We start from the raw sequence: 12,549 nt of genomic DNA on the forward strand, positions 1-12,549 counted from the left end.
TTTTTAAATAGTATAAGTATTAGATAATTATGAGTTCAGTTTTATCAGAGTATGAGAGAATTCACAGAGAGCTTAGAGATGAAGGATATATAAGAAGTGATTATCTTCATGGAGATAAATTATGGAATCCAAAAATCATGACCATGAAAAGAGAGGATCTAGATAAGTTAAAGACTTTTAGATTAAAAAGAATTGTAAAGTGGGCATGGGAAAATACTCCATTTTATAGAAATTTCTGGAAATCCAAGGGATTTGATCCAGATATGATTAAAGATTGGAGAGATATAACCAAAATTCCTATACTTAGAAAAGATGAATTAAGAAAAGATCTTCAAGCTAATCCGCCTTTTGGCACAATAATGGTTCCAGAATTAGCTAGAAGGATAAGATTTGTAGGTGCAACTTCAGGTTCTACTGGATTACCTACATTTCAAGGATGGGGTGCTTTAGAGTTAGATTATTTTGAAGAGGCGCAAGCAAGATATTTATGGACTTTTGCAGATGTTAAACCGACAAAAGTTTATGCAAATTATCTGAATATGAGTGGATTTTATAGTTGGGGTCCTCCACTCGTAGAAACTGCTATGTGGAGATGTGGAGCTACAGCTATAGCTGGAGGTGGAGAGACTTATTTTAGTTGGAAATCTAGACATAACTTAATATTTAAATTATGGAAAGTCGACGTTTTAGCTACTACACCTTGGTTACATAGATTAATAGGAGAAGAAGCTAAAGCTGAAGGATGGGAAACTCCATTTAAAGTTTTACTGCTACATGGTGGTGCAGCAGCAGAAAATACTAAGAAAAAATTATTTGAAGTCCATCCTAATGCTAAATTAGCGATAAGTGTTTGGGGTACTACTGATGGCCATATGGCTATTGAAGTTCCTAATTTGCCTGGCCAACTAGTAGTTTGGGAAGACATGGAGATCTTTGATATAGTAGATCCCAAAACTGATGAACCTGCTGCTGAAGGAGAAAGAGGAGAACTAATAGCTACACTTTTAAATCATTTTACTATGCCATTAATTAGGTATAGTTTAGGAGACTATGTAAAAAATGAATTTCTTACGGATCCAGATCCTACATTTGGTATAACCCATATGAGATTTGCTGAGCCTATACCTGGTAGAGTAGAATGGATGTTTAAAGTAAAGAATAATTTGCTTTTGCCTATTTATGTTGAAGATGCAGTTAATGAGATTCCTGATACTACTGGGATGTTTAATATATTCATTTATGATAACGATATGGATAAATTAAAAATTAGAATAGAAACGAGAAGACCTAGAGTAGATAATGAATATGATTCAAAGGCTAAAGAAATTCTTGGAAGTAGAATCGGTTTAAGTAAAGATGATGTAGATATAGAATGGGTAGAACCGGGCAAGACTATCTGGACTGGATATAAGCTACAAGTATTCGTAGATCAACGCAAGAAGAAATAGAATTATAATTTTTATGTTTTTGCTTATATTTTTTACAAGGATAATAAAGTTTTTAGTGAGCGTAATAATTCTGCAGTACTCCACGCTTGAGCTATACATCCTCCGCTATTATATGGGGGTATATCTTCAAATAGTTCTGGTACATATCCATTATTTGTTTTAGCTATAGCAAGCAAGGGCTCAAAATAGTTTATTAAGCTTTTTACTTCTAGCGTATCAGTACTTACTTTAATTTTAGCATCCACATAAGCTCCAACTAGCCATGGCCAAATAGGTCCGTTATGATATGCTAAATCTCTTGATCTTCTATCACCTCTATAGTATGGTGTATATTTCTTATCATTTTTAGATAATGTGCTTAATCCATATGGCCTTAATAATTCATTTTCTACTGTATTTAGTATTTTTTTACTGTTTTCATTATCTATTATACTAAAAGGTAAAGAGATTGCGAATATCTGGTTCGGTCTTATAGAATTATCTGGTTTATAATTAAAATCTATAAAATCGTATAATCCAGTATCAGTGAGAAATCTTTCGTTAAAGGAGTCTTTTACTTTTTTAGCTTTGTTCTTGAATTCTTCTGTATTCATTTCTAATATGTTAGAAAAATAATCCATTATCATTAAAGAATTATACCATAGAGCGTTAACTTCTACTGCTGCACCTTCTCTTGGAGTTACTACTTCAGAATCAAATTCTGCATCCATCCATGTTCTGGGAGATCCATAATGAAAGATTAGTCCATTATCATTTTTTATTATTTTATTGCCTTTCCAATACCAATCAACTATGTTTAATAATCTAGGAAATATTTCCTTAATAAATGGTAAATCTTTAGTATACAAATAATATTTATATATTGCATTAATTGCCCATAGTGATACATCTACTCCCATATATATTGGTTCTCCATTATTAAGGAAGTTGTTTGGGAGTAAGCCTTCATCTTCATATTGTAAATATTTATTTATTATATTTTTTGCGATATCATACTGTGCATTTAACAAAAGTAAGCCTTCAAGTGAAATAAACGTGTCTCTTCCCCATTCATCGAACCAATGATATCCTGCAATTATTGACCAATCATTCTTTCCTTTTGTAACAAAGTCTAAGCTTGCTCTAGAAAGTAGATTTAAAATATCCTTTTGTAAATGTATGGTATTTGATTTCTTAAAAAAATCATAATAGGCAGTTATACTTATTGTGTTATTCTTACTAATTATACAAAAAGGATTATAGAGATCTTCTATGCTATTTGAGCCTCTATCGTAATCCAATTTATAAAAAAAGTTATAATACCAATATTCTGTATTTTCTAATGAGAAATCTCCTTCTATATAAAAGTTTAAAATTGGTGTATTATTATATTTAATAGATATAATATTTGGTGATACTTCTTTATACTCAAAGAATCCTTGTCTTTCTTTTAATGCTATGTGATGGCTTCTAAAAGTAATTAATGGACAAATTTTAAAATATCCTTTATCTGAATCATAATTTACAGTAATTGAATTAGTTCCTTTATTAACTGTTAATGTTTTATATACTCTAGAATTTTCGAATGAATACTCCCATGAAACAAAGTTTTCTCCCAATATGAATTTATTAAGATAGGAGTAGCCATTTGGATAATATACTTTAAAGTTGTATCTATTAGTAGATAAAGGTAATTCATTTCCATTATGTATAAGAAAATCCTCGAATTTAGATAAAATAAGATGTCTAGAGTGTGGAGCATTTAATGGCACAATTAAATAACCATGATATGTACGTGAATTAATCCCGCAAATTGTTGATGAGGAATATCCACCAGTTCTAGTAGGGATAATCCATTCTCTTTTCTCGCATTCTTCTGGATCAATCATAATCTGATTTTATTCTATCGTATTTATTTAAACTAATTATATACTCTGCATGAGACCATACTAGAGGAATTACTGAGACTGACTCTAATGTTTCTGGATCTACTTGTTCTGGCAATAATCCTGAAGGAGTAGCTCTATTTACTACCCACTTTATCAAAGATTCTGCATCTGAAATTCTATTCGTATCTATATAATACTCAGCTAACCATAAAGTAGTTATTATCCATGGATTTGGCAATTGCTTTCTTCTCTGATAATAATCATTTTCATATCTTATTATACCTGAATTTACTAATAGTTTTTGTCTTATTAATTCCATAGTATTTGAGACTAGTGGATCTTTAATTTCGAACATTCCAAAAAAGTATGGTGCATACATGCTTGCATCTATCGTTAAGTCCTTGTTTCCATCTTCATCTATTCTCCTTATTAATCTTCCATCATATACCATTCTTCTTCTTACTTCATCTTTAATAGCTTTTGCTACTTCTATTGCATCTTCTGCTAATGACTCTTCTCCGATGTCTTTTGCTAAAGTAGCTCCTTTAACTAATCCTCCATAAACTGTAGAGACAGTGTACAAGTGTATTCCGTATCTTTCTTCCCAAAGATCAAAGGATGGTTTAGGTAAGCCATCTTCAGTATATTTCATCATGAATTTTATTGCTGGTTTAACTAATTTTTTATAGATTTCAGTCATTTCATCTAAATCTTTATATTTTTCATAATGGTTTCCTATAGCCCAAACTTCTAATGCTGTTTCGTCTTCCTGAATTGGAAAAATTCCTTTTCCCTTATAAATCCAAGGATGCCAGGAACTAGCGAGTGTTTTATTTGGATTATACTTATGATATAAAAATCCCTCTGGACTTGTTAGATCTTTTATGAAATTGAAATGACGTATAGCTAATTCGCCGTAGCCCGAAATATCTAAAGCGTATGCAGCATATGCACAATCTCTAGGCCAACAATACTGGTACGAATCACCATAAAGATTTACAAAGGAAAAATCTGAGGATGCAATAAAAGAGCCATTAATATCCATGTGATTTCGCAAAACAAATAAACTTATATCATATAATTTACTCAAATCTGATAATAATTTATTCTCCTTTTTCTTTCTAACCCAACTTTTCCAAAACATGTAACTAGATATAAATCTAGATTCTATTTCTGCGCCATTTATTCTTGATAATTTCTCTCGCAGATTATCTAAGTTTCTATCTGCTGCTATTATATAATATAATTTAGAGAAAGAATTAGAATTTACTTTTACTCGAGTTCCTATTGCAGATTGGACATTGCCATGAGCTATAGGATAAAAATTTAATTTTCCGTCATATAAGTCGTTAAATAAATCGTCTTTTCCGGTATTATATTCTATATCTTCGGGTTCTGATGTTATCATTCTTATACCAATGTATCTTTTTGATTTGTAGTGTATTATGGAAGAAGTATAAGGATCGTAAAATGCTGTATCACCAAACGGGTTAGAATATATGTTAAAATCTTGTACATAAAAAACTTTTAATATTTTATCATTATTACTATTATTCAAAATTTTTATAATAGAATAATAAATAGTGTCGTCTTGATCAACAAATGAGTATGATGATGTTCTTAACCAGTTTTTCTGTAGTTCAACTTGAATTATATTACTACTCTGTAAATAACTTAGATTTGTTTTAAATTCTAAATCAGTAATTAATTTTTCTCCGTCCCATACACCAAAACGTATAGGATTACCAGATGTTTGATTTTCCATTCCTATATATGGATAATAAAAATCTACTATTCTACCTAATTCGTCTAAATTTATTAACAATTTTCCATTTCCTATACTTGCAAATCGCATAATATTCACTTAAGTTAAAATAGTATCATGTAGTTTACTTCCTTCATTTATTGTCCTATGCGGATATATTTTAGAATTAACTATTTCGCAACCTTCTCCTATAACTACATCATCAGCTATTACGCTATTTATTATTTTGCTTTCAGCTCTAATTTCTACATGTCTTCCTATTATGGAATTTTGAATTACCACATTCTCAGCTATAAATGCTCTATCCATTATTGAAGATTTCGTTATTGAAACATGATCTTTTATTATAGAGAAATTATCAATTGAAGAGTTTTCTATGTAAACTGAATTTCCAATTTGGCAATGTCTTCCTATTAACGCATTTCCTTCAACCTTTAGTTTACCTTTTTTATATTTATTAATAATAATATTTCTTCTTCTAATTGAATCTGGGCTAGTTCCTTGAACATATATTCTTTTATTTTCATCTATTCTTTTTCCTCCAATTTGAGTATCTTCTAATGTATTTAACAAAGTCTCCATAGCATCCAAATATCTATCTGGAGTTCCTACATCAAACCATATATCTTCTGTTACAAAACCATACACTGGATATCCATGTTCAATGAGATAAGGAATTAGATCTTTTCCAAAATCTAATTTACCTTCTTCTCTCATTTTAGCTATATCGTCTGATTCAAATACCTTCATTATATCTGGTGATAATAAATATATTCCTGTATTAATTAAATCTGATGGCGCTTCTTCTCTAGTTTTAGGTTTTTCTACAAATCTTTTTATCCTTAAGTCATCTTCCACATCGGCTACTCCAAATTCATATAGATCTCCTTTCCATTTCTTTAAAACTATAGTCATCAAAGATTTCTTCTCTTCATGAAATTCTAGTAATTTCTTAATATCTAGCTTAAATATATTATCTCCTTGAATTACTAGTGTAGGTTCTTCAATTTTATAATATTCCATGTTAATTTTTACTGAATCAGCGTTTCCAATACTATCTACTCTAGGCTGATACTTAAAATGTACTCTAGGTTTAATTTTATATCTAGCTGAAAATCCAATGCCTTCTTTAAAAATATCAAAAAGTGATCTGTAATTTATATATCCTCTTACGCCAAAAATAAACTCTTTCACATTTTGTCTAGCAAGTTCATAAATTGAAAATTCTATTAATGGTCTATTAAGTAGTCTAACAGTAGCTTTAGAAGTTTCAATTGTTAATGGCCTTAATCGTGTAGCTTCTCCACCTATTGGAATAATTACTTTTATGTCTTCAATACGCCACTTCATATAATTTTTATTATTATGCAAACATATAAGTGCTTATGGTAGATAAAGTAATAATAGGTTTTGAAGTTCATCAACCTTTTAGAATAAGAAAAGATGCTTTTTGGAATCCTAGAATCAAAGGAAATGCTATTGATAAGTATTTTGATATGGAGTTAAACAAAGAAATATTTGAACGGGTAAAAAAGAAATGTTATCTCCCCGCTACGAAAATTATTCTAGAATCAATAGAAAAAGCTGAAAATGAAGATAGAAGAGTAAGATATTTCTTCTCTATTTCAGGAACTTTTATAGAACAGGCTGAAAAATGGGGTAAAGATGTGCTAGAACTTTTTCAAATTCTTGCATCTACAAAAAAGGTAGAATTTTTATCGCAAACATATTATCATTCAGTAACGTCACTTTGGGAAGATAAAACAGAATGGAGAGACCAAGTTAAAGAGCATAAAGAATTAATAAGGCAATATTTTAAGCAAGATCCAGTAGTTTTTGAAAATACTGAACTTTTAACAAATCCTCAGATAATGGACGAAGTCGAAAAAATGGGATTCAAAGGTATTATGATGGAGGGTAAAGATTCTGTGTTAAAAGGTAAGAGCCCTAATTTTGTTTACAAGCGAAAAGGGTTATCAGTATTTCCTAGAAACTATAGACTAAGCGATGATATAGCTTTTAGATATTCATTAAGAACATGGGATCAGTATCCTTTAACAGCTGATAAATTCGCTAATTGGGTTAGAGATTCTTTTGGACAAGTGATTACGATATTTGTAGACTATGAAACATTTGGAGAACATCATTGGCCAGAATCTGGCATTTTAGAATTCTTAAGATGGCTACCAGAAGAAATTACTAAACGAAACGTAAAAATGTTTACTCCAAAAGAAATGATTAATGAAGCATATTATGATATTGATATTCAAGAAACATCATCTTGGGCAGATATAAACAAGGATGATACAAGTTGGTTAGGAAATATAATGCAATGGGCTTATGATGAAGGAGTAAGAAGATCCGAAATGCCATCAAAAGAGTTAGGCAATGATTACGAGAAAGCTTGGAAATATTTTACTACTAGCGATAATTATTATTATCTCTTCACTGGTGGTGGAGGACCAGCAGAAGTTCATTCTTATTTTAATGCATATTCTACTCCAGTTGATGCTTTCATCAATGAATTTTATGCTATTAATTCATTTTTAAATGAGGAATTAAAAGAATTAAAGATAAATAATGAACCTTTCTTCTTTATGAAGAATGGTAAAAGAACTTCAGTAGCATGGAATAAGAAAGAGTTCGAAGAAATAGTTAAAAGAGACGAAAGTTTGAAAGATAATATAAAGTATCTTAAAGAGTGGATTAAAGATGAAAAGGATTGAATCATTTTGGATACCAGAAAAAATTGATAATGTATGGTTAATATCATTTGAGAGCTTAAAAATTGCTAGTATGGGTGGATTAGGCACAGCAGTATATAACTTAGGGAAAGAATTAGCAAAAATTGGATTAAAAACAACATTGATAATGCCAAGCCATGGAAGACATATGTCAGATTACTTTAGAAAAATGCTAAATCTCAAGGATTCAAGTCTCTCTATTTATGGAGTTAGAAAGGGGCTTAATGGAATATACTATCCATATAAATTAGGATTTGAAGTTGGAGAACTAGATGGAATAAGAGTAATGCTAGCTAAAGGATTAGATTATGATACAGGAAAAATAATGGATAGTTGGGGAATTTATGACTACGCAATGGAAAAATCTGCACTACTTTCTAGAGCTATAGAAGGATTAATAAAAAATCTTAATTTCAATGATATACCATCAATAATTCATGTTAATGATTGGCATTCAGTATTAGCAGGTGTAAAAGCTAAGTTACTATTTGAACAAAGAAGAGTAATAGTTCCATTAATGTATACTATACATTTATTGAATAAAGTTGGAGCACCTTGGCATTATGCTTCTCCAGATTGGGGCGGATTAGAAGATTATTATCATTATATATGGATGGTAGCTAAGCACTTAGCGTATAAAACTAGTGAACTATGGGATAATTGCGAGGGAAAAATTGAAAGGTTCGGATGTTATGAAGCAGACTTAATTGCATCAGTAAGTAAAAATTACCTAACTTACGATGTATTTTCCTTCATAGGAAATTTTATGGAGAATAAAAGCTGTGTAACTTATAATGGTACTGATTGGAACATAGATGAAGCAACAGACTTATCTAAAAAATACTTTAATACCGACAATAGAGTTGAGGCAAGGAAAAAAGCATTTGAGATAATTTCAAAACAGAAGATAATACCAGAAGATTTTACTACAGGAAATATGATTTGGAATAATAGATATAGACTAGGGATAAATGAAGATTGGACAACACAACAATTATCTGACGGACCTTTAGTATTATTTACGGGGAGGATAGTATACCAGAAAGGAATAGATTTACTATTAAGAGCGTTTAAAGATGTAGTTAACGAAATTTGGAATGCTAAGTTAATAATCCTTGGAATACCTGCAGGCGATTATGGATTACTTCAAGACGTTATAGATAGATCAGCAGAAATAAAAGATAATGTGAGACTATTTGTAAGTTATAATATAGATAGAGGTCTTTATAAGGCTTTACATTACGTCTCTTCAGTATTCGTAATCCCATCTAGATGGGAGCCTTTTGGAATTAATGCTATTGAAGCAATGGCAGTTGGAACTCCAGTAGTAGCATACTCTGTAGGAGGATTAGCTGAATCTGTATTAGATTTAAGATGGAATAAAGATGGAACTGGATTCCTAGTGGAACCTGAAAGTATAGGTTCATTGGCTACAACATTAAAAACAGCTATATATCTATCTTTGGCAGATGAAACTAAAGATAGAAATTATCTAAATAAAACTACAATTTACAAAACAGATGACGTTAATTTATGGAGTAAAGTTAGGCAAAATGCAATAAACAGAGTAAACTTAAACTTCAGATGGGACAAAATTGCTTCATCTGTAATAAACTGCTACGAAAAATCTTTATTGATGGCAAAGTATAGGGCATTAGCGTATATGTAATGAAAGTATATAAGCAAGGAATTCAAGATAAAAAAATTATGCTTATTGATAAAGGAGACTATCAAATCTTAGTAAGCGATGATGAGTTAATCATTCATAATAATTGTATTAATGTTAATCTAAAAGAAATAAACGAAGAAGAGTTAAAATTCTTCTTTAATTTAATCAATCAAGGTTATAGATATTTTTTCCATAATAATTATGCTCTTCTATACTATCCTTCTTTTGGATATGGTAAATATTTTCTATACAAAACTTCCTCACAAAATACTCAACTAACTAATCTCTCTCTAGATCTACTTAATGGAAAAGTATCTGAAAACGAGTTTATGGAGAAAATATCATCTATCGGAAAAATCGATGGTAAGATAATAGGTGAAATAGATGAATTCTGTTCGATTTCAAATGAGGTAGTTCTTCCTAATCCTTCTAATATACCTCAGTTATCTGACTGTATTGATCTAGATATACAACTTCTAGATTCAAATATTAGAATTTTTTCATTATTTTTTGAAATAAAAAATATAAGTGCATTTTCTTTATTATCAAAGTATTTGACTGTACTAGAAGTTATTAAAGGTGAATACAAGGGTAGTATTTTTACACAGAATGGAAAAGGTATAATATATGATAATATAAAAGAAATTAGTATAATAAGCGAAGGTTTTACTAAAATATGCGGAAAATTTAGATTAGATGATCCTAAATTCTGCATAATAGGAAATGGAATATCGTTTTATAGTAATGATAAGTCAGAGTTAAAAGAAGTCGAAAGATCATTAGATAATTTAAAAACTGCTATACGAAAGATTAATAGTGATGAAGATAGAAGTAACGATGATAAGAGAGAATAAGAGTATATCGTTAGATTTACCAGAAAATTATAGAGTTAGAGATTTGCTAAAAACTTTAGGATATACAATACAAGGTACAGTAGTATTGAGAAATAATATACCAATAATTGAAGACGAAAAAATAAAAGATGGAGATAAACTAACTATAATATTAACTGCTTCTGGAGGATAAATGTGAAATTAAGTGACTTAAAAAGCTATAATCAAGATATAAGAAGAAAGGCATGGGAAGAAATAGAAAAAATAATACAAACAAATCAGTATAACGAATTAGCTAAAAATAAGGGATTTTTAAGATCGTTATTATGGCATCACCTTCAAGGAGTTAGGGAAGATGCATGGAAGCATCTAGATGTATATAAAGCTCTTTCAATAGGAGGAATAGAAAGAGCTTTAGGTGCAAATTCTGATAAAATAAAAATTTCTGCTTGGGAAAATATAGATAATCTTATACAATACGATATAATATCAAAAGACTTTATTATATTAAATAGAAAATATTTTTGGAGACTTTTAAGGAGCTATTATCCAACAATAAGGAAAAAAGCTTGGAAGATTTTTCCTAAACTTGTTGAAGAAGGAATTTTTATGGATAAAGATATTGAAAGATTTATTGAATTCCTTAGATATAAAAAGCCATCAGTAAGGATTTTGGCATGGAAATGCGTTCCACAACTTTTAGAAAAAGGTTTTATAAAGAAAGAAAATATCTATTCTGAAATAAAATATTTACAAGAACTTTTAACAAGAGAAAGTAATATTAGAAAAACTGCATTAAAAGTATTAAGAGAAGTAAAATGAAAGTTGCAATAATAGGCGGCGGCATAACAGGTTTATTTTCAGCCTATTACCTAGAAAAGGAAGATACAGAAGTAACTATTTTTGAAAAAGCTGAATTAGGAAGTTATTCCATACATGCTGCGGGTTTAATTGAACCTTATAGATTTGACAAAATAAATACAACTGAAATGATATATAAGATGTTAAAATATAAAATAAAAAATGTAACTAATATAAAAAATGTTAATAAGTATTGGTTAACAGAGTTATTAAAGAATCTAAATAAAGAGCCTCCTCAAGATGCATGGGATATTATGAGAAATATGGCACAATTCTCACTTAACGCTTATAGAGAACTAAGTGAAGAAAAGAATGATTTTGATTATATTGCAGATGGTTTATATGAAGTATACACAGACAAAGAAAAACTAGAAAAAGGTATAGAAGAAGAAAAAAGAAATCCATTTAACCCTAAATTCGAAGTTGTAGACTTTAGTGGATTTGAAGGTGCAATATATTTTCCTGAACTCTCTAGAATTTCAACAGAGAAATTTATTGATAGAATTAAAAGAGAATTATCTGGCATTAATATAGAAAATAAAGAAATAAAAAATTTAGAAGAAATAAGAAATAAATTTGATTCAATTATTATATCCGCAGGCATATGGTCAAATGAATTTATAAGATTACCATTAACAGCTTTTAAAGGATATGGATATAGGATAAGCGGAAATTTTGATGACAATAAGGCTGTAGTATTAGTTGATTATGGCATAGCTATATCTCCATTATCAGATTATATCAAAGTTACTGGAGGATTTGATGCAGACTCTTCATTTGATTCTAGTAGAGCACAAATAATTTTAGATAGAGTATCGTCATTACTAAATATTTCGTACATATATGATATGAATATGGGATTCAGACCTTGTTCGCCAGATGGTTTTCCAATAATAGGTAAAAAAGATGAGCAAACAATTATTTCTACTGGAGCATGCAGATTAGGCTGGAGTTATGCCCCAGCTATTGGAAAATATTCAGCTGATTTGGCTCTTGGGAAAATTCATGACTTAGGTTATCTTTCGAGATACACTAAAACTTAAAATATATCTACAGTCCGTTATTAGTAGAACATATTTAAACTTGAGATCAATAATAGTATTTAATGGGAACCGATACTCGTGAACTAATAAAATCCTTAACTCAAGCTAAAACATTAATCGTAGACGGATTTGTAAAACAAGGTATAGACATAATTGAGAAATCAGTTACATCAGAAAATATTAATCAGTCAAACTGGATAATTTGTAACATAATAGATGCAGCATCCTGTGACGCTATTATAGAAGTCCTTGATAGCATAGGAAAAATGTTTGATATAAGCGTATGTGGAAATGTAAAAAGAGTTATTTCATGCTATG

Annotated in this window: 11 protein-coding genes (1 of these 11 cut by a window edge); 8 read left to right on the forward strand and 3 right to left on the reverse strand. The window is 29.8% G+C overall.

The genetic code is table 11. The features are described from left to right. Positions 1-29: 29 nt before the first annotated feature. Positions 30-1,448: an acyl-CoA synthetase family protein gene (locus tag B6F84_RS02730; RefSeq protein WP_148690806.1), complete on the forward strand. Its 1,419-nt coding sequence runs from the start codon at positions 30-32 to the stop codon at positions 1,446-1,448. Between the two features lie 32 nt (positions 1,449-1,480). Here B6F84_RS02730 and B6F84_RS02735 read toward each other — a convergent pair whose 3' ends face one another. From B6F84_RS02735 to B6F84_RS02745, 3 genes are read right to left on the reverse strand one after another with little or no spacing between them, the layout of a single operon-like run. Continuing rightward, entirely contained in the window at positions 1,481-3,316 is a 1,836-nt protein-coding gene (locus B6F84_RS02735) for an amylo-alpha-1,6-glucosidase (protein ID WP_148690807.1), read from the reverse strand. After that, positions 3,309-5,171: a glycoside hydrolase family 15 protein gene (locus B6F84_RS02740; protein WP_148690808.1), complete on the reverse strand. Its 1,863-nt coding sequence runs from the start codon at positions 5,169-5,171 to the stop codon at positions 3,309-3,311. The genes B6F84_RS02735 and B6F84_RS02740 overlap by 8 nt, the downstream gene beginning before the upstream one ends. A gap of 9 nt (positions 5,172-5,180) precedes the next feature. Next, positions 5,181-6,431, reverse strand: a complete 1,251-nt coding sequence (locus B6F84_RS02745; RefSeq protein WP_148690809.1) for a nucleotidyltransferase family protein — start codon at positions 6,429-6,431, stop codon at positions 5,181-5,183. Positions 6,432-6,466: 35 nt separating this feature from the next. Here B6F84_RS02745 and B6F84_RS02750 point away from each other — a divergent pair, with 35 nt between their 5' ends. The 7 genes from B6F84_RS02750 to B6F84_RS02780 all read left to right on the forward strand — a co-directional run. Then, the gene (locus B6F84_RS02750; RefSeq protein ID WP_148690810.1) at positions 6,467-7,807 is read left to right on the forward strand and encodes a glycoside hydrolase family 57 protein; all 1,341 of its coding nucleotides are present in this window, start codon (positions 6,467-6,469) and stop codon (positions 7,805-7,807) included. Then, positions 7,794-9,494, forward strand: a complete 1,701-nt coding sequence (locus tag B6F84_RS02755) for a glycosyltransferase (protein ID WP_148690811.1) — start codon at positions 7,794-7,796, stop codon at positions 9,492-9,494. The genes B6F84_RS02750 and B6F84_RS02755 overlap by 14 nt, the downstream gene beginning before the upstream one ends. After that, positions 9,494-10,348, forward strand: coding sequence for a hypothetical protein (locus tag B6F84_RS02760; RefSeq protein ID WP_148690812.1), 855 nt, complete (start codon positions 9,494-9,496; stop codon positions 10,346-10,348). Before B6F84_RS02755 ends, B6F84_RS02760 begins: the two co-directional genes overlap by 1 nt. Continuing rightward, positions 10,314-10,520: a MoaD/ThiS family protein gene (locus B6F84_RS02765; RefSeq protein WP_148690813.1), complete on the forward strand. Its 207-nt coding sequence runs from the start codon at positions 10,314-10,316 to the stop codon at positions 10,518-10,520. Before B6F84_RS02760 ends, B6F84_RS02765 begins: the two co-directional genes overlap by 35 nt. A 2-nt stretch (positions 10,521-10,522) precedes the next feature. Next, positions 10,523-11,149: a hypothetical protein gene (locus B6F84_RS02770; protein ID WP_236749022.1), complete on the forward strand. Its 627-nt coding sequence runs from the start codon at positions 10,523-10,525 to the stop codon at positions 11,147-11,149. Then, positions 11,146-12,231 (forward strand): NAD(P)/FAD-dependent oxidoreductase, encoded by a 1,086-nt coding sequence (locus tag B6F84_RS02775; RefSeq protein WP_148690815.1) that lies wholly within the window; start codon positions 11,146-11,148, stop codon positions 12,229-12,231. The genes B6F84_RS02770 and B6F84_RS02775 overlap by 4 nt, the downstream gene beginning before the upstream one ends. Positions 12,232-12,293: 62 nt before the next feature. Then, on the forward strand, positions 12,294-12,549 hold the 5' portion of the coding sequence (locus tag B6F84_RS02780) for a DUF1955 domain-containing protein (RefSeq protein WP_148690816.1). It continues 251 nt past the right edge of the window; the window shows 256 of its 507 coding nt (coding positions 1-256); it begins with the start codon at positions 12,294-12,296; the stop codon falls past the right edge of the window.

Source organism: Acidianus manzaensis (assembly GCF_002116695.1).
Taxonomy (GTDB): Archaea; Thermoproteota; Thermoprotei_A; order Sulfolobales; family Sulfolobaceae; genus Acidianus; species Acidianus manzaensis.